14 protein-coding genes are annotated in these 18,241 nt (G+C 68.4%); 2 read left to right on the top strand and 12 right to left on the bottom strand.

What is annotated here, in order from left to right; genetic code table 11:
* Positions 1–3: 3 nt before the first annotated feature.
* From Vlu01_RS15335 to Vlu01_RS15325, 3 genes are all read right to left on the bottom strand, one after another.
* A complete protein-coding gene (locus tag Vlu01_RS15335) occupies positions 4–987 on the bottom strand; it encodes an ABC transporter permease (protein ID WP_203999539.1) in 984 nt (327 codons plus the stop codon).
* A gap of 1 nt (position 988) precedes the next feature.
* Positions 989–1,963, bottom strand: coding sequence for an ABC transporter permease (locus tag Vlu01_RS15330; RefSeq protein ID WP_203999537.1), 975 nt, complete (start codon positions 1,961–1,963; stop codon positions 989–991).
* Positions 1,964–2,039: 76 nt separating this feature from the next.
* Positions 2,040–3,551, bottom strand: coding sequence for a sugar ABC transporter ATP-binding protein (locus Vlu01_RS15325; RefSeq protein WP_203999535.1), 1,512 nt, complete (start codon positions 3,549–3,551; stop codon positions 2,040–2,042).
* Positions 3,552–4,078: 527 nt separating this feature from the next.
* On the opposite strand from Vlu01_RS15325, the gene Vlu01_RS15320 reads away from it, so the two are divergent.
* Positions 4,079–7,630, top strand: coding sequence for a ThuA domain-containing protein (locus Vlu01_RS15320; protein ID WP_203999533.1), 3,552 nt, complete (start codon positions 4,079–4,081; stop codon positions 7,628–7,630).
* Between the two features lie 146 nt (positions 7,631–7,776).
* On the opposite strand, the gene Vlu01_RS15315 is transcribed toward Vlu01_RS15320, so the two are convergent.
* From Vlu01_RS15315 to Vlu01_RS15280, 8 genes are read right to left on the bottom strand one after another with little or no spacing between them, the layout of a single operon-like run.
* A complete protein-coding gene (locus Vlu01_RS15315) occupies positions 7,777–8,757 on the bottom strand; it encodes an aldo/keto reductase (protein WP_203999531.1) in 981 nt (326 codons plus the stop codon).
* Positions 8,754–9,629: an amidohydrolase family protein gene (locus Vlu01_RS15310; RefSeq protein ID WP_239095912.1), complete on the bottom strand. Its 876-nt coding sequence runs from the start codon at positions 9,627–9,629 to the stop codon at positions 8,754–8,756. Before Vlu01_RS15310 ends, Vlu01_RS15315 begins: the two co-directional genes overlap by 4 nt.
* Positions 9,626–10,387 carry a 2-dehydro-3-deoxy-D-gluconate 5-dehydrogenase KduD gene (kduD, locus tag Vlu01_RS15305; RefSeq protein ID WP_203999529.1) on the bottom strand — a complete coding sequence of 254 codons (762 nt, stop codon included), beginning with the start codon at positions 10,385–10,387 and terminating at the stop codon, positions 9,626–9,628. Before kduD ends, Vlu01_RS15310 begins: the two co-directional genes overlap by 4 nt.
* A complete protein-coding gene (locus Vlu01_RS15300) occupies positions 10,384–11,409 on the bottom strand; it encodes a zinc-dependent alcohol dehydrogenase (protein WP_203999527.1) in 1,026 nt (341 codons plus the stop codon). Before Vlu01_RS15300 ends, kduD begins: the two co-directional genes overlap by 4 nt.
* A gap of 55 nt (positions 11,410–11,464) precedes the next feature.
* Positions 11,465–12,691, bottom strand: coding sequence for a mandelate racemase/muconate lactonizing enzyme family protein (locus tag Vlu01_RS15295; RefSeq protein ID WP_203999524.1), 1,227 nt, complete (start codon positions 12,689–12,691; stop codon positions 11,465–11,467).
* 1 nt (position 12,692) lies between these two features.
* Positions 12,693–13,520, bottom strand: coding sequence for a carbohydrate ABC transporter permease (locus Vlu01_RS15290; protein ID WP_203999521.1), 828 nt, complete (start codon positions 13,518–13,520; stop codon positions 12,693–12,695).
* The gene (locus Vlu01_RS15285) at positions 13,520–14,464 is read right to left on the bottom strand and encodes a carbohydrate ABC transporter permease (RefSeq protein WP_239095911.1); all 945 of its coding nucleotides are present in this window, start codon (positions 14,462–14,464) and stop codon (positions 13,520–13,522) included. The genes Vlu01_RS15290 and Vlu01_RS15285 overlap by 1 nt, the downstream gene beginning before the upstream one ends.
* 40 nt (positions 14,465–14,504) lie before the next feature.
* Complete coding sequence (locus tag Vlu01_RS15280; protein ID WP_203999516.1) at positions 14,505–15,770, bottom strand: ABC transporter substrate-binding protein; 1,266 nt, start codon at positions 15,768–15,770, stop codon at positions 14,505–14,507.
* A 142-nt stretch (positions 15,771–15,912) separates the two neighbouring features.
* Between Vlu01_RS15280 and Vlu01_RS15275 the strand changes: the two genes are divergently transcribed.
* Positions 15,913–16,683: a FadR/GntR family transcriptional regulator gene (locus Vlu01_RS15275; RefSeq protein WP_203999514.1), complete on the top strand. Its 771-nt coding sequence runs from the start codon at positions 15,913–15,915 to the stop codon at positions 16,681–16,683.
* A gap of 83 nt (positions 16,684–16,766) precedes the next feature.
* On the opposite strand, the gene Vlu01_RS15270 is transcribed toward Vlu01_RS15275, so the two are convergent.
* Positions 16,767–18,164 carry an RICIN domain-containing protein gene (locus Vlu01_RS15270; RefSeq protein WP_203999512.1) on the bottom strand — a complete coding sequence of 466 codons (1,398 nt, stop codon included), beginning with the start codon at positions 18,162–18,164 and terminating at the stop codon, positions 16,767–16,769.
* Positions 18,165–18,241: the final 77 nt, after the last annotated feature.

Below are 18,241 nucleotides of genomic sequence, written 5' to 3'. Positions count from 1 at the left end.
TCCTTATCTCGACGTGGAACGTCGGGTTGAAACCGCCACGGCGAACAGGATGATGGCGCCCTGGACCGTCGGTCTGAGTGCGCCGGACACGCCGTAGAAGTTCATGAGCGTGAAGAGCAGTTCGAGTGTCAGCGCGCCGAGCATCGCGCCGACGATCGAGCCCCGGCCGCCGCCCAGGGCGACACCGCCCAGGACGACGGCGGTGATGGCCCCGAACTCCAGGCCGGCACCGGCCTGGAAGGACACACCGCTGTAGCCGCCGATCAGAATTGCCGCGACCGCGGCGGCCAGGCCACTCAGCATGAAGGCGATCGTCCGGGTCCGGTGCACCCGGACGCCGCTCAGCTCCGCCGTACGCGGGTTGTCCCCGACCGCGACCAGTACCCGACCGAAGTCGGAGCGCATCAACAGCACCGCGAGCGTCGCGAGGATCAGCAGGATCACCAGGGCGTACGGCATACGACCGAGCAACGGCACGTCCTCGAACGCGCGCCGACCGAACCGGCGGAACTCCTCCGACAGCCCGCCTTTGGGTGCACCGTTGGACCAGAGGTAGACCGCGCCCACCAGAATCAGGAACATGCCGAGGGTGGTGATGAACGAGGGCACCCGCAGTCGCGTCGTGATCAGCCCGTTGACCAGACCGACGGCCAGCCCACCAGCGAGCAGCACCAGCACCACCGGCCAGGTCCGGGACGGGTCGCTGTCGATGAGCCGTGCCGCGACCACGACCTGGGCGGTGACCAACGAGCCGACCGACAGGTCGAACTCACCGGAGACGATCACGAAGTACTGACCGGCGGCGAGCAGGATGAGCGGAGCCGAACGGCCGAGGAACGACATCAGGGATGCCGGCGCCAGGAAGTCGGGCTGACGCACGGTGATCAGAACCAGCAGCACCACGAGTATCGCGAGCAGTGGTAGAAGGCCACCGGAGCGTACCCGGGCGAGCTGTGGCGGCAGCGGGCGACGCTTGACGAGTTGCATGTCAGACGGCCGCCTTTCGCATGGCCCGGCGGGCGTAGACGGCCACGGCGGCGATGATGATGGCCCCCCGGATCACCTGCTTGAAGAAGGCGTCCACTTCGAGCTGGTTGAAGATGGCATCGATGCTGGCGAGCAGCAGCACACCGCCGAGCGTGCCGACGACGCCACCACGGCCACCGGCAAGAGCGGTGCCGCCGATCACCACAGCCGCGATTGATTCCAGGTCGTAGAGGCCTTCGGTGCCCACCCGAGGAGCACCTGAACCGAGCCGACTGGCCAGATAGATCCCGGTGAGTCCGGCGCAGAGCGAGCAGAGCATGTGCGCGACGACCAGAACCCGGTCGTTGCGGACGCCGGAGAGCCTGGCGACCTCCGGGTCACCGCCGACGGCGACCAGGTGGTGACCGAACCGGGTCCGCGCGAGAGCGAACCAGCACGCTGCGGTCACGGCGACCAGCAGCAGGAAGGACAGCGGGACGGGGCCGATACGCTGGTAGCCGAGGGTCTGCACCAGCGTCGGAGAGGTGGTGCCGGCCGGCCCGTCGTAGCCGTTGTCGAGGTATCCCTTGAGCAGCAGCCCGACGCCGAGGGTGGCGATGAAGGCGTTGATCCGCAGCCGGGTGACCAGCAGCCCGTTGAGCAGGCCGACCGCGGCGCTGACGGTGAGCGCCAGGCCGATCGCCGGCAGCAGCGCGCCGTCGCTGCCGTTCATCGTCTCGGCCGCCACGAGGGTGCTCAGGCTGATCACGTAGGCGACCGAGAGGTCGAGCGAACCACCGAGGATGACCAGGGTCTGGCCGACCGCGACGAGACCCAGACCGGCGGCGACGTGCAGCAGGCTCACCGTGGTCGACTGATTGAACAGCTGACCGCCGTCGATCATGACGATCAGCCAGCCGACCGCCAGGGTGATGGCCAACGCCACGAACACGCCCGGTACGGGTCGCCGGGCCGCCCGCAATGACAAGAGGCTCACGCCGCCGCCTCGCTTCGCTCACCAGCGACGCGAGGCGCCACGCTGCTGAACCCAATGGTTCGCTCGCTCCGCTCGCTCACGCCGCCGCCTCGCTTACCGTGCCGACCGCCAGGGCGACGACGTCCTCCTCGGTCGAGCCGGCGGGCAGCTCACCGGCGACGCGACCGTCGCGCATGACCAGCATCCGGTCACTCATGCCGAGCAGCTCCGGCAGCTCGGACGAGATCATCAGTACCGCCGCACCCGCCCGGGCGAGCTGGCGGACGAGATCGTGGATCGCCGACTTCGCACCCACGTCGATGCCCCGGGTGGGCTCGTCGAAGAGCAGGATCAACGGGTCCAGTGCGAGCCACCTGGCCAACACCACCTTCTGCTGGTTGCCGCCGGACAGGAACCGGATCTCCTGGTCGTCACCGGCGGCCCGGACCTCGACGGTGGCGAGCAACTCCCGGACGCGCACCGTACGCGCGGCACGGCCCGAACGGACGGGGAAGACCGCGCGGCTCGCGAGCAGCGCGTTGTCGAGCACCGACTGCCGGGCCACGATGCCTTCGCCCTTGCGGTCCTCGGTGACGTACGCGATGCCGGCCCGCGTCGCCGCACGCGGTGAGCGCAGCCGGGTCGGCTTCCCGTCGATCGTGACCAGGCCGGTCGTGAACGGCTCCACCCCGAACAACGCCCGGGCCAGCGCGGACCGTCCGGAGCCCTGCAGACCACCGATGCCCAGCACCTCACCGGCGCGCAGGTCCAGGTCGATGTCGCGTAGTTTCCGGTTCCCGCCACCGCGCACGGCGAGCCGGACCGCACCGATGTCCTCCGGGGCCGCCCGGTCCGGGTAGTAGCTGGACAGTTCCCGGCCGACCATCTGGCGTACCAGGTCCTCCGCCGTGGCTTCGGTGGTGGGCATCGTCTGCACCCGGCGACCGTCCTTGAGGACCGTGATCCGGTCGGACAGGTCGAAGACCTCGGTCAACCGGTGCGAGACGTACAGCAGACCGATGCCCTGCTGTTGCAGCCGCCGTACCAGGCCGTAGAGCAGTTCGACCTCGTGGTCGGCCAGCGCGGCGGTGGGCTCGTCCATGATGAGCAGGCGCGCGTCGAGGGCGAGCGCCTTGGCGATCTCCACCACCTGTTGCTGGGCGACGCCGAGGCGGCCCACCACCGCGTCGGCGGGCAGCGTCGTCTCCCCGATGGTGGCCAACAGGTCCCGGGTGCGGCTGAGCATCTGTCGCCGGTCGACCAGGCCGCGCCGCTTCGGTTCATGGCCCAGGTAGACGTTCTCCGCGACGGTGCGCTCGGGCAGGAGGTTGAACTCCTGGTGGATGATGCCGATGCCGGCCCGCTGTGCGTCACGTGGGCCGCCGAACACGCACGACCGCCCGGCGAACTCGATGGTGCCGCCGTCCGGGACGTACCCACCCGAGACGATCTTCATCAGGGTGGACTTACCGGCGCCGTTCTCCCCCACCACGGCGTGCACCTCACCCGGAGCGACGTCGAGATCAACTCCGTCGAGGACGCGCACGCCGTAGAAGGACTTGCCGATGCCACGCAGGGCGAGCAGCGGCACCGGCGCTCGATCTGACATCAAAATTCCTTACTCATAGTAATCACCGAGGGCGACGGCGCGCCACTTCAGAACCGCCTACGACCGGCCAGTCACCTGGCTTTAGATATCGCAAGCAATGGTTCCTGTTGTCGTGCTCAAACTTTCGCTTGACACAACCGAAACATCGCACGTATGAAGATAGATGCTCGGGGATAGCTGCGCAATCCCCGATCTTCCCGGACTCCCGACCGGGCTGGTGACGGGCAACGACGCCGGGTCAGGTCCACTGGGGAACCATCATGCCAATGATCATTACCCCGACATGTTTGCGCTAACATCCATCAATCTCCATGTTCCTATCTATCTAGGCACCTTGCCGCCATCGATCCGGACCTCTCCCCGAACGTGACTCTGAGTTACATGGAACAGAGCCACTCAGGTACGCCGAGCCGTGCACCGACGACCGCACGCGCCCGCCGTACCACCAGACGTCGACCGACGTGCCGTGGGAGGTGCCCGGACTCGTGGCAGCACCCCCTGTTGCCCCGCCCCGACGAGGAGACGGCATGCGTCGCAAGACAGCCATCATCGGACTGATAACCGGTCTGTTACTGGCGCTCGCGCTGGTCCAGCCGGCATCAGCGGCTCCGGCCTTCCGCGCCCTGTTGTTCACCAAGACCACCGGCTACCGGCACGACTCGATCCCCGCCGGGGTCTCGATGTTTCAGCAGCAGGCCGCGTCCGACAATTTCGAACTGGTGCACAGTGAGGACTCCAGCGTCTTCACCGCAGCGAACCTGGCCACCTTCGATGTCCTGATCATGTTCCAGACCTCCGGCATGGTCTGGACCTCGGCCAGCCAACGCCAGGCGGTGGAGGGCTACCTCGCCAGCGGCAAGGGCATCGTGGCCATCCACAACGCCACCGACATGGGCATCGAAGCCGAGTACCCGTGGTGGGACCAGACCATCAACGCGGGCGCGCACATGCCGGAGCACTCCCCCGGCGTGCTACCCGGCACCGCCATCGTCGCCGACAAGAAGCACCCGTCGACGGCCAGCCTGCCGGATCGCTGGAACCGCAGCGAGGAGTGGTACAACTTCGACAAGAACCCGCGCGGCGAGGTGCACGTCCTGGTGACCGCCGACGAGCGCACCTACAACCCGGGCTCCCGGGCGATGGGCCCCGATCACCCGATCTCCTGGTGCCGTAACACCGGCGGTGGTCGGGTCTGGGCCACCGCCATGGGCCACGCGATCGCGTCCTACAGCGAGACCCACTTCCGCAACCACGTCCTCGGCGGTGTGAAGTGGGCCGCCGGCAACCAGCCGGGTGACTGTGGCGGCACCGTCTGGGGCAACTTCGAGAAGCGGACCCTCGACAGCAACACCGTCGACCCGATGGCGCTGGCCGTGGCACCCGACGGCCGGGTGATCTACGTCCAGCGAGGTGGCCAGGTCAAGATCTTCAAGCCGAGCACCAGCAGCACCGTCACCGCCGGCACCCTCAGCGTCTACACCGGCGGTGAGGACGGGCTCACCGGGCTCGCGCTCGACCCGAACTTCGCCAGCAACGGGTACGTCTACCTGTACCACTCGCCGGCCAGCAGCTCCACCGACGTCAACCGGGTCTCCCGCTACACGCTCAGCGGTGACACGTTGAACATGTCCAGCGGGGTCACCATCATCGACATCCCGGCGTACCGGGACCGGACGTACCCGGAGCCCGGCCACACCGGCGGGTACATCGACTTCGGGCCGGACGGCAACCTCTACATCGGCACCGGCGACGATGTCGCGCCGAACCTCGACCCCAACTGGCAGGGCTACGCCCCGCTGGACTGGCGCTCGGGCAAGCACATGCTCGACGCGGCGCGTACCGCCGGCAACACCAACGACCTGCGTGGCAAGCTGCTGCGGATCAAGCCCTCCGCCAGCGGCGGCTACACCATCCCGTCGGGCAACCTCTACCCGCAGGGTACGGCGCAGACCCGGCCGGAAATCTACGCGATGGGTTTCCGCAACCCGTTCCGCTTCTCGATCGACCCGGCCAACGGCTGGGTCTACCTGGCCGACTACGGACCGGACCGGAACCCGCCCACCACCAACCGGGGCCCCGAGGGTCTCGTCGAACTCAACGTGATCAAGGCGCCGGGCAACTACGGCTGGCCGTTCTGCCACGGCGACAACCAGCCGTACGCGCCGTACAACCCGGACACCGGCGCGGTCGGCGCCAAGTTCAACTGCGCCGCGCCGGTCAACAACTCGCCGAACAACACCGGCCTGACCAGTCTCCGGCCGGTCGTCGCACCCAACATGTGGTACGGCTACGGCAACTCGCAGAACTTCCCCGAACTCGGTTCCGGCGGCTCCGGACCGATGGGCGGGCCGGTCTACCGCTACGACCCGGCGAACCCGTCGGCGACGAAGTTCCCGCCGTACTACGACGGTGTCCACTTCTTCTACGAGTGGTCGCGCAGCTACATCAAGGAAGTGCACTTCGACTCCGCCACGGCGGTCACCCGCACCAACCCGTTCCTGCCCACCAGCCGGTTCAATAAGCCGATGGACCTTGAATTCGGTCCGGACGGCTCGCTCTACCTGCTGGAGTGGGGCACCAACTTCGGTGGCGGCAACAGCGACTCCGGCCTCTACCGGATCGACTACGTCCAGGGCGGCAGGTCCCCGATCGCCCGGGCAACCGGCACGCCCACCAGTGGCAACGCCCCACTGACCGTGCAGTTCTCCAGCGCGGGGTCGATGGACCCCGATCCCGGTGACACGATCAGCTACCAGTGGACGTTCGGCGACGGCACCACCTCGACGGCGGCCAACCCGTCGAAGGTCTACACCAGCAACGGCAACTACACGGCCCAGTTGAAGGTGACCGACAGCTCGGGCAAGACCGGCTTCGCCAACGTCCAGATCACCGTCGGCAACACCGCTCCGGTGGTCACCATCACCACGCCGGCCAACGGTGGCATGCTCACCTTCGGCGACCGGGTCTCGTACCAGATCACCGTCACCGACCCGGGCGGCGCCGCGATCGACTGCAGCAAGGTCTTCCTCAACCCGGCGCTCGGGCACGACGACCACGCGCACGAGACCACGGACTACGCCGGCTGTTCCGGGACCATCCCCACCGACCTGCTCGGCGGGCACCCGGACGGTGCCAACCTGTTCTACGTGCTCAACGCGCGCTACACCGACAACGGTGGCGCGGGCGGCGCTGCCCCACTCACCGGCCGGGCCCAGGTGATCCTCCAGCCCAAGCACAAGCAGGCCGAGTACTACAGCAGCCAGTCCGGCACCCGGGTCGTCGACCAGGCCGGCGCCCAGAGCGGCAAGCGGATCGGGGACATCTCCAACAACGACTGGATCGCCTTCACCCCGATGAGCCTGTCCGGTATCAACACCGTGAGCTACCGGCTGTCGTCGCCCTCCGGCGGCGGATCGATCGAGCTACGGGCCGGCTCACCGACCGGCACGCTGCTGGCCACCACGCCGGTGCCGAGCACCGGCGGTTGGGACAACTACCAGTCCACACCGCCGGTGAACGTCACAGCCCTTGCCGGCAGCCACACCCTGTACCTGGTCTTCAAGGGCAGCGGCAACAACTGGTTCGACCTCGACTCGCACACCTTCGGCGGCCCCGGCGTGGGCGTCGGTGACACCGGCGGCAGCGGGATCGCCGGCCGGACGTGGACGATCACCGCGCAACACAGCAACAAGCTGATGGACGTCAGCGGTGTGTCCACCGCCGACGGCGCACAGATCCACCAGTGGGCGGCCACCGGTGGCAACAACCAGAAGTGGCAGGCGGTCGACGCCGGTGGTGGCGCCGTCTACCTCCGGGCCGTCCACAGCGGCAAGTGTGCGGAGGTCATCGGCGGTTCCACCAGCGCCGGCGCCTTCCTCCAGCAGGCGACCTGCAACAACAGCAACCAGCAGAAGTTCACCGCGACGACCACCGGAACCAGCGGGGTCTACACGGTGAAGAGTGTGCTGAGCGGGCTCTGCCTCGATGTCAATGGCGGCGCCACGACCGACGGCGCCCGCCTGTTGCAGTGGACCTGCCACAGCGGCACCAACCAGCAGTGGCGGTTCGGCCTGGCCTGATCGTCGCGACCATCGCGATGGTCAGTGACGCCTCCCGTCGGGACCGGTCTCCGGGAAACGGAGCCGGTCCCGTTCGGGGTGACGGTCGCCCGTCAAGGGCAGGACTCGTACCCGTCCCACGAGGCCGGGTACGAGTCCAGACCGGCCTACATCGGCGCGGCGAGCAGCCCGGCGGTGGTCAGTGATTCCCAGAGTTCGTCGGGCACCACCGTGGTCGAGCGCTCTACGGTCTCGGCCGTCTGCGTTCCGTTGCGGACACCGACCACCGTCGAGACCACGGCCGGGTGTCGGCGGACGAAGGCGAGCGCCGCCTGCGGCAGGGTGACACCGTGCCGGTCGCAGACCTCGGCGATCCGCCGCGCCCGTTCAATCACCTCCGGCGGCGCCTGTTGGTAGTTGTAGAACGCGTCGGCCGGGGGGTGGTCCCGCGACAGCAGCCCCGAGTTGTAGACGCCCGCGATCACCACACCCACTCCGCGGCTCTCCGCGAGCGGCAACAGGTCACCGGCCGCGCCCTGTTCGAGCAGGGTGTACCGACCGGCACACATCACCACGTCCACGTCGGTCTCCCGGACGAAGCGGGCGAGCATCGCCGACTGGTTCATGCCGGCACCGATCGCGCCCACCACGCCCTGGTCACGCAGTTCGACAAGCGCGGGTACGGCCTCCGCGGCGGCCTGCGCCCAGTGATCGTCGGGGTCGTGCAGGTAGGCGATGTCGATCCGGTCGAGACCGGTACGCGCCAGGCTGGCCTCGATGCAACGGCGTACCCCGTCCCGGCTGAAGTCCCAGACCCGGCGTTGGCTGGCGGGAACGTCGAACCCTTCGGGATCGCGCAGGTGCGCGTCCTCCGGCGACGGCACCAGGAGTCGCCCCACCTTCGTCGACACCACGTACTCGTCGCGCGGTCTGTCCCGCAGCGCCCTGCCCAGGCGACGTTCGGACAACCCGAGGCCGTAGTGCGGCGCGGTGTCGTAGTACCGCACGCCCGCCGCCCAGGCGGTGTCGACGGCGGCGGCGAACTCCTCGTCCGTGGTCACCCGGTAGAGGTTGCCGCCCTGGGCCGCGCCGAAGCCCAGCTCGGTGAGGCTGATCGCCGGACGGCGCGGCAGTACGTGTGTCTTCACGACGCCCCCAGTCGATAGCAACGCAGCGCGGTACCTTCCCAGACCGCTGTGCGATCGCTCGGATCGAGACCTCCCAGCAACTCGGTGACCGCCTCGATCCAGCGCGGGTACGAGGTGGCGAGCAGGCACACCGGCCAGTCCGAGCCGTACATCAGCCGCTGCGGCCCGAACACGTCGATGGCGTGGTCGACGGCGGGTCGGAGATCCTCCACCGTCCAGGGCGACCGGGGCACCTCGGTCGTCAGGCCGGACACCTTTGCCGCCGTGTTGGGCGCTTCGGCGAGTGTGCGCAGCTCCCGTTTCCAGTGGTCGAACTCCGAGGTGCCCAACGCGGGCTTGCCGAGATGGTCGAGGACGAACCGCACCTCAGGCAGGTCACGCGCCAACCGAGCGGCCATGGGCAGTTGGTGTTGCCGGACCAGCAGGTCGAAGACCAGGCCGGCAGCGCCCACCGCGGCGATGCCGCGACGGACGTCCGGGCGGTCCAGATAGGCCGGGTCGGTCTCGCTCTGCACGAGATGACGGATGCCGACCAGGCGCTGTCCACCCGGTGCCGCGCGCAGGCGGTCGAGGCGGTCGACGACATCGTCGGCCGTCAGGTCGACCCAGCCGACGACACCACCGACCAGGATGTCGTCGGCCGCGGCCCGCAACAGGTCCAGGGTTTCCTTCACCGAGGCGATGGACTGCACGACGACGGTGGTGGTGACGCCCGCCGCCCGGGCGAGCGGGGCCAGGTCGGCGATGTCGAAGTCCGCGTCGATGGCCGCCATCGTCACCGGGTCGATCCACGGCTGCGGATGCCGTGCCCGGACCCACAGATGGTGGTGTGCGTCGATGATGCCGGCCATCCCGGGCGCTGCGTCGGTCATCGGCCCAGCCACCCCCCGTCGACCGGCAGCACGATCCCGTTGACGTAGTCGGAGGCCGCCGAGGCCAGGAACACCGTGGCGCCGCCGAGGTCGTCGGCGGCACCCCATCTGCCGGCCGGGATCCGGGCCAGGATCGCCTGGTTGCGGTCGGGGTCCTCGCGCAGGGCCCGGGTGTTGTCGGTGGCGATGTAGCCGGGGGCGATGGCGTTGACGTTCACCCCGTGGGCCGCCCACTCGTTCGCCAGCGCCCGGGTGAGACCGGCCACGCCCGACTTCGACGCGGCGTACCCGGGCACCGTGATGCCCCCTTGGAAGCTGAGCAGGGACGCGGTGAAAATGATCTTCCCGTGGCCGCGCTCCACCATCGTCCGCCCGATCTCCCGACTCAGCACGAACTGGCTGTTCAGGTTCACCTCGATCACGTGGTCCCAGATCTCGTCGGGGTGATCCGCAGCCGGCGCGCGGGCGATGGTCCCGCCATTGTTGACCAGGATGTCTATCGGCCCGAGCGCGATCAGATCATCGGCCAGCCGGCGCACGGCCGTCCGATCAGCCAGATCGGCGCGCAGCGCGGTGAAGCGCCGGCCGGCGGCACGCACCCGGCGTCCGACCTCGCTCTCCTCCGGTTCGAGGTTCGCGGAGACCCCCACCACGTCGGCGCCGGCCCGGGCCAGCGCCTCGGCCATGGCCAGACCGATGCCGCGCCGGGCGCCGGTCACCACCGCGGTCCGTCCGGACAGGTCGAACAGGTTCGTCACTGGTCACCCTCCTGCCAGTCCAGCAGCACCTTCATGACACCGCCACCCTCCAGCGCGGTGAACGCCGCGGTCGCCGACTCCGGCGGCTCGACCCGGGAGATCAGCTGCCCTGCCGGTATCGCGCCGGAGGCGACCAACCGGATCGCCTCCGCCATGTCGTCGCGCTGGTAGAGACGGGCGCCGAGCAGTTCCAGCTCACGCCAGAAGAACCGATGCAGATCGACCTCCCTGGGCCGGGGGTGGATCGCCACCATCACCAGCCGACCCCGGGCGGTCAGGACCTCGACCGCGGTGCCGACACCGGCAGCGGAGCCGGAGACCTCGAAGGCGACGTCAGCGCCCGCACCGTCGGTACGGTCGTCGACCAGCGCCGCCACGTCGATCGCGGTCGGGTCGACCGCCTCGATTCCGATCTCGCCCGCGACGGCGCGTCGAGTCGCGTCCGGCTCCACGAGCAGCACCCGCGCACCGCGGCCCTGGGCGACGGTGCCGATGAGCACCCCGATCGGCCCGCCGCCGACGACGACCACGTGCTCGCCGGAGGCCACCTTTCCGCGCCGCACGTCGTGCACCGCGACGGCGACCGGTTCGACAAGTGCTCCCTGGTCGAGTGGCAGTTCCTCCGGCAGCGGCAGGACCAGTTCCGCCGGCACGTTCCACGAGGACTGCATGGCACCGGGCGAGTCGATGCCGAGGAAGTTCATGGCGTGACAGATGTGCGAGTTGCCACGCTGGCAGGCGGCACACCGCCCACACCATCTGGTGGGCAGCACGGTGACCGGCTGGCCGACGGACCAGCCGGTGACGTCCTCGCCCAGGGCCGCGATCCGCCCCGACATCTCGTGCCCGATGATCGCGGCGGCACCGACCCGGGAGTCCATGTCCCCGTGGTAGATGTGCAGGTCGGTGCCACAGATCCCGGTGTAGGCCACCGCGATCCGCACCTCGCCGCGACCGGGCGCGGCCGGCTCACGCTCCTCGACTCCGAGGTTCCGTGCGCCCCGGTAGACCACTGCCTTCATCGATCCTCCGTATCAACGGCCGTACCCGACTTCTGCCGGCCACCGCCGGGTCCGATCAGTGACGCCCGGTCGGGGACACCTGATTGCTGTTGCGCGAGGCGGTGGCAGCCCGGGCCAACGGGAGGTTGACGGTGTCCGGTACGACGCCGTCGGTCGCCGCCAGCAGCCGCCGCCCGGCCTGCTCCGGCCGGACGTTCGGGCCGTCGACCGGCGGCGCCTGCGGGGGCTGGACCCGCTGTTCGTCCACCCGCAGGCCGAGTCCGGGTGAGTCGCCGAGGATGAACGCCCCGTCCTCGACGTGCAGGTCGACGGAGACACCGACCGGCGGCCAGAGATCCTGCAACTCGCTGGTCAGGTGGTTCGGCACCGAGGTGGCCGCGTGCAGCAGCCCGAGCGGGCTGTTGCCGATCGGGCTGACCGGCAGGTCGTACGCGTGCGCCAGGGCGGACACCCGCAGGAAATGGGTGACTCCGCCAACCGCTGACGTCTGGACGACGTCGACCGCGCCGGCGGCGATCAGCGGACGGTACTGCTCAAGCCCGGTGAGGTTCTCCCCGGTGGCGACCGAGGCGCGCACTCCCCGGCCGACGGCGGCGAGCCCCTCGGCGTCCCAACGCCGAACCGGCTCCTCGATCCAGATCAGGTCGAGAGTCCGTTCGAGTTCACACACGTGCCGGACGGCCTGCTTGCGGGTCCACGCCTCGTTGACGTCGAGCATCAGGCCGGGCCGCCTTCCCTGACCGGCCTCGGCCAGGATCTCCTTGACCAGGTGGAGTCGGCGTCGGTCCTGTTCGATGTCGAGGCCGCCCTTGAGCTTGGCCGCGCGCAGCCCGTGTTCCGCGTAGCGGGTGTACGTCGAGACGAGTTCGTCGTCGGTCAGACCGATGTCGAGGCCGGAGGCGTACGCCGGAACCCGCCGGTCGCGCCCGCCCAGCAACCGCCACAGCGGCTGCCCGGCCGCCTGCGCCTTGATGTCCCACAGTGCGGTGTCGAGCGCGCCGATGGTGCCGAACACCGGGCCCGCGTGACCGGCCTTGAAGGTGTGCCGCAGCATGCGGTCGTAGAGCGTGGTCACCGCACGGGGATCCTCACCCTCGATGGCCGCGAAGATCCGCTCGATCTCGACATGCGGACCGATACCGACGCCCGACAGCCCTTCGTCGGTCTCCACGACGACGATCGGCACCGAGACCTTCCCGTCGGCGAAGACCCCGTTGGCGTCGCCGACCGGGCGCCCCCATTCCTGGACCGTGGTGAGCGTCCGATATCCGGTGATGCGCATGTCAGCCCTTCGTGGAGCCGGCGGCGACGCCGTCGGCGATCTGGCGCTGGAGAAAGAGGTAGACCACAAGGACCGGTATCGCGGCGATCAACACCCCTGAGGCGAAGGTGGGGATGTCGTTGGAGTACTGCCCACGCAGCGAGGTCACGCCGACCATGAGCGTGCGATGCTCTGCCGACGGCATCATCACCAACGACATCAGCACGTCGTTCCAGCAGAACAGGGCGTTGAGAATGCCGACCGACAGCAGGGCCGGGGTGCCCAGGGGCAGCATGATCCGGCGGTACACGCCGTACACGCTGTTGCCGTCGATCCGGGCCGCGTCGATGACCTCGCGCGGGATGGTCTTGTAGTAACTCGTCATCAGGAAGACGGTGAAGGGCAGGAACTGTGCCACGAAGACCAGGACCAGCCCGGGGTACGTGTCGATGAGGGCGGTGTCGGCCATGATCCGGGCGAGCGGCACCATGATCACCTGGAACGGCACGAACAGGCCCGCGAGGCAGCCCAGGAACAGCGCCGAGGAGCCACGGAACCGAAGCTGGCTCAGGGCGAAGCCGGCCATCGACCCGAGCAACAACAGCAGTACGACCGAGGACGTCACCACGATCAGGGAGTTGACGAAGTAGCGGTCCATGCCGACGCTGTTCCATGCCGTGCTGATGTTGTCCCAGCGCAGGGTGTCGGTCAGGGCGAACCGGTCGAGGATGTAGTCGCGCCGGGTCTTCATCGCCACGTTGACGGTGAACAGCAGTGGATAGATCGTCGCCAGCGCGAGCAGCGACATCGGGATGGCCAGCAGCCACCGGCTCAGGCGTACGCGGGACATCAGTCCTCCCCTCCCGCCCGCCTGAGCAGCTTCACCTGAAGCAGCCCCACGACGAGCATGATCACGAAGAGCACCGTCGACGCGGCCGAGGCGAGGGCGGGCCGGTTCATCTGCCCCTGCTGGATCCAGATGTAGTACTCCGGAAGGTAGGTGGATCCCTCCGGTCCGCCGCTGGTCATCACGTAGAGCAGGCCGAACATCGAGGTCAGCATCCCGACCATCGTGGTGACGGCGACGAACGCGATGGTGCGGGACAGGCCCGGAATGATCACGTGCCGGATGACCTGGACCAGCGACGCACCATCCACCCGGGCCGCGTCCAACAGGGCGGCATCCAGGGTCGCGAACCCGGCCAGGAACACCACCAGCGCCATCCCGAAGGTGGCCCAGATGTGTACGCCGACCACCACGAACATCGCGACGTCCGGATTTCCGAGCCAGTCCACCGGGCTGATGCCGACCGCCCCGAGCACCGCGTTGACGGGGCCGTCGAAGGCGAGCAGCAGATTGAAGATCGCGCCGACGATGACCGGGGAGAGCACCGCCGGGAAGAAGTAGACACTGCGGTAGAAGCGGTGTCCGGGCACCCGGAGGTAGATGAACGTCGCGAGCAGCCCGGGGATCGCCACCGCCACCGGGAGCAACAGCACCAGCAGCCCGACGTTGCCCAGGGCGGTGCGGAACAACGAATCGTCGAGCAACTCGAGGTAGTTGTCGATGCCCACCGTCGTCCCGTTGCGCTCTCCGTCTCCGGTGAAGGAGAAGTTGACGCCGAGCAGCAACGGGTACAGCCGCAGCACCACGATGATCAGGATGGCGGGTGCGACCAGGACGTACGGGGCGAGGCGCTCGGCGCGGGAGCCGCCACGCAGGTGCCGTGACCCAGCGCCACGGCGGCGGCCGCCAGCTTCAGCCGCCGCCCCGTCGGTCCGTCCGGATGGCACCGGACGGACCGACGGCTGTGCATTTCCGATCGGCACGAATTCAGCCCGCCTGGTCGGAAGCGGCCAGCTGCTTCACCGCCTCGTCGACGCTGATCGAACCGCTGAGCAGCTGCTGGGAGACGCGTCCCATCAGATCCAGGGTCTTCGAGGAGAGCGCCACGTGCAGGGCGGGCTTCCCGCTCTTGAGCTGGCCGACGATCGTGGCGGCGGCCGGGCCGGCCTGCGACACGTCGATGGTGGTGTCCGAGGCGATCGCGCCGGCTTCGGCGTAGAAGGCCGTGAGCGCCTCGGTCGAGGTCAACGATCGCACCAGGTCAGCGGCGACCTTGGGGTCCTTGGTCCACTTCGCCACGGCGTACCCGATGCCGCCGTCGTAGGCCAGGCTCGGGGTGGTGCCGGCGGTGACGACCGGAGCGCTCATCACGCCGAGCTTGTCGGGCGTCAGGAACTCGTTGAAGTCCTTCCAGTGCCCCACGTCCGACATCAACCCGATGACGTGCGCGGCCTTGGCCGACTGAAAGAGAGCGAAGGCGTCGTTGAACATCGCGGTCGAGTTGGCTCCGTCGTTGTTCAGACCGGCGTCCCCGGCGTCCTTCCAGAGCTGGAAGACCCGCTTCACGTTGGGTGAGTTCCAGTCGCGTTTGCCGGCGATCCAGTCGTCGTACTCCTGGGCGGTGAGAACGCCGGAGCCCAGGGCCGACAGCCAGAACTGGATTCCGGCCCCCTCCTTGTTGCCGAGGGCGAAGCACTTGGCACCGGCCTTGTCGATGGCGGCGCAGTCGGCGAGGAACTTGTCCCAGGTCGTGGCCGGGCTGGCCGGATCCAGACCGGCCTTGGTGTAGAGCTCCTTGTTGTAGTAGATGGGGTGGCCCTGCAGCGTCACCGGGCCGGCGTAGGTCTTGCCGTCCTTGGTGAAGGCGTCCCAGCCGGCCAGCCGCTGCTTGTCATCGGCGACGTACTCGTCGAGGGGAACCAGTGCGTCGACCCGATCGCGGATCTGGCCACCACCGTTGAACAGCATCACGTCCGGGCCCTTGCCGGACTGGATGGCCGCACCGAGCAGCGTGTAGTACTGGTCGAACGGCTGCGCGACGAACTCGACCGTCACGTCCGGATGCTTGGTGGCGAAGTCGGCCTTCGCCTTGTCGATATACGCTGCAGCCGAAGGCTCACCGGATTTCCAGTCCCACACCACCAGTTTGCCGGTCGAGCCGCCGGAGGACGAGCTGGTGTCGCTCGCACTGCCACAGCCTGCCGTCGCCAGTCCAACAACGAGGACGGCTGACCACAATGCTCGTTGTTTCATCGTTGTTCACCTCTGAGGGAAGTGGCTGACGGCCCGCCGCAGCCAACGTGATCAAGAACATAACTCGTATGACGTGTGACGTCAATATCCGGTCGTACACTGAGCCAGGACGTCGCAGCAGGACGAGCCAATCGGAGGGGACATGACGCCATCGCAGGAGACGGCCCTGGAAAAGCTGGCCGCCCCAGCCTGGCCGCGTCGCCCCACCAACCTCGCCACGGCGGTCACCGCCGAGTTGGTGGAGCGCATCGTCCGTGGGGTACATCCGTCCGGCACGGCGTTGCCTCCCGAGCCGGTCCTCTGCGAGAGCTTCTCCGTGAGCCGGACCGTGGTCCGCGAAGCGGTCAAGATCCTGCAGGAGAAGGGGCTGGTGCAGGTTCGTCAGGGTGCCGGCACCATGGTCACCCCGCCCTCGATGTGGGACATGCTCGACGAACTCGTCCTCGGGGCCACCATCGCCCAGGACGACAGCCTCGCCATCCTCGACGATCTCGTGGTCACCCGACGCCTGCTGGAATCCGACATGGCCCACGTCGCCGCCCGGGTCGCCGACCAGGAGACCCTCGACCGGTTGCGCGCGCTGGTGGACCGGATGGACGAACTGGTCGACGATCACGTCACCTACCACGAGCACGACCGGGCCTTCCACGACACGGTCATGCAGGCCTCCGGCAACCGCATCGCCCGTGGCGTCGTACGCTCGCTGGAGAGCCAGGTGGTGAACACGGCCCGGTACATGGGCCGCACCGAGCGCTCGCTGTGCGTGGCGTCCAACCGTGGGCACCGCCGCATCTACGAACGGATCGCCGCCCACGACCCGGAAGGTGCCGCGGCGGCGATGTTCACCCACATCACCGAGGCGTGGCTGGTCCGGCGCGGTGGCTCGGAGAAGCCCAGCCGCCTGCAACGCTGACCCCGGGCACGACGAATCGGCGGGCCCGACCCCCTGGCGCACTGCCACCAGGGGGCCGTGACCCACCGTCGCGCGCGACCCGGTCAGGAGAACTGGGCGAAGAAGCGCCAGATCTCGCCCTTGGTCCAGGTGGTGACGCCACTCTCGGCGTACGTTCCGTCGACCGGGCCGGGCATGTGCCCGTTGTCGAAGGCCGCCCACTGCACCGGGTACCCGGCGCGGCAACCGGAGTAGGTCGTGGTGATGTGCGTACGGCTGCCCGCGCCCGGCTCGCGCGGGTTCTGGGCGGTGCACCCGTTGTTCCGGACGAAGGTGTCACGCAGTCCTCGGCCCTGGCCGATGCTGAGGACGTTGTCCGAGATGCCGTGCAACCCGAAGTACGCGATCGGCTGCGTACCACCGCTGCACCCACTGATCTGCGCACCGGCGATCACGGCGACCGCCCGGAAGACAGTGGCCCGGGCACAGGCGAGGGCGTAGCTCATGCCGCCGCCCCAGCTGAAGCCGAGGGCGAAGCGTTGCCTCGGGTTGACGCAGAGGTCGCTCTCGATCCGACGGATCATGTCGTCGACGAAGGTGACATCCTCGCCACCGGCGTTGCCCCAACCGTTGCCGAGCCCTTGCGGCGCGACCAGGATGGCGCTGTTGTTCGACTGCTCCTGCTGGCCGTAGTAGGACCAGGCGCTCCCGCTGGTGCCGCCGGAGGAGATCTCCTGCATGGTGCCGCCGCGCCAGTGGAACGCGAAGATCAGCCGGTAGGCATTGTTGTTGTTGTAGTTGGCCGGCAACCGCAGGATGAACTGGCGGCTCTTGCCGTTGCTCTGGATCGTGTGCGTGCCGTTGTTCAGCGTCGGAGCCTTGCCGCACCCGGTGCCACCGGTCGGTGGTGGCGACGTGGGGCCACCTCCTCCGTCGACCCGGGCCAGTTGCCACTGCTGATTGGCACCGTTCCAGTCGGCGTACTGCACGACGTTCGCACCATCAGCGGTCGACGCGCCCTGCACCTCCACGACCTTACTGCTGTGCCGGCTGATCAACCGAACATGACCACCATCCGAGTCAGCCAACCGGAACTGCTGATTCGCACCATTGTGATCAGACCACTGCACGACCGCCGCACCATCAGCCGTCGACGCGTTCGACACATCCAGCACCTTGCCCGAATGCCGAGACCTCAACCGGTAAAAACCACCACCGGAATCCACAAACTGCCACTGCTGATTCGCACCATCGTTACGCGTCCACTGACTGATCCGCCCACCATCATTGGTCGCCAGACCGTACACATCCAACGCCTTACCACTGTTGCGATTGACCAACACATACCAAGCATTGGTGTCCACCGTCGCCGCCGCCGCAGGCGCCGCATTCACCACCACCAGACTGCCGGCCACCAGGACCGCGGCGGCAGCCGCAGCCAACCCCGACCGCCAACCACGTCTGGACAGGGAGGTGGGACGAACCTCGCCAATGGACTTCATTGGTCCACTCCTTCGATCTGGGCCATCCACGCGCAGTCGGTGGATGCCGTGCGGATGTGCCGGCGTCAGGTGGTGGC

It is taken from the genome of Micromonospora lutea (genome assembly GCF_016863535.1).
In the GTDB taxonomy this organism is placed as follows: domain Bacteria; phylum Actinomycetota; class Actinomycetes; order Mycobacteriales; family Micromonosporaceae; genus Micromonospora; species Micromonospora lutea.
This window is presented reverse-complemented; position numbering and strand designations above follow the sequence as displayed.

Bases quoted from the DNA above. Each gene is read 5' to 3' on its own strand.
- Vlu01_RS15310 (WP_239095912.1), bottom strand. From the start codon at position 9,629: ATGACCGACGCAGCGCCCGGGATGGCCGGCATCATCGACGCACACCAC.
- Vlu01_RS15280 (WP_203999516.1), bottom strand. From the start codon at position 15,770: ATGAAACAACGAGCATTGTGGTCAGCCGTCCTCGTTGTTGGACTGGCG.
- Vlu01_RS15290 (WP_203999521.1), bottom strand. From the start codon at position 13,520: ATGTCCCGCGTACGCCTGAGCCGGTGGCTGCTGGCCATCCCGATGTCG.
- Vlu01_RS15270 (WP_203999512.1), bottom strand. From the start codon at position 18,164: ATGAAGTCCATTGGCGAGGTTCGTCCCACCTCCCTGTCCAGACGTGGT.
- Vlu01_RS15275 (WP_203999514.1), top strand. From the start codon at position 15,913: ATGACGCCATCGCAGGAGACGGCCCTGGAAAAGCTGGCCGCCCCAGCC.
- Vlu01_RS15300 (WP_203999527.1), bottom strand. From the start codon at position 11,409: ATGAAGGCAGTGGTCTACCGGGGCGCACGGAACCTCGGAGTCGAGGAG.
- Vlu01_RS15295 (WP_203999524.1), bottom strand. From the start codon at position 12,691: ATGCGCATCACCGGATATCGGACGCTCACCACGGTCCAGGAATGGGGG.
- Vlu01_RS15335 (WP_203999539.1), bottom strand. From the start codon at position 987: ATGCAACTCGTCAAGCGTCGCCCGCTGCCGCCACAGCTCGCCCGGGTA.
- Vlu01_RS15325 (WP_203999535.1), bottom strand. From the start codon at position 3,551: ATGTCAGATCGAGCGCCGGTGCCGCTGCTCGCCCTGCGTGGCATCGGC.
- Vlu01_RS15320 (WP_203999533.1), top strand. From the start codon at position 4,079: ATGCGTCGCAAGACAGCCATCATCGGACTGATAACCGGTCTGTTACTG.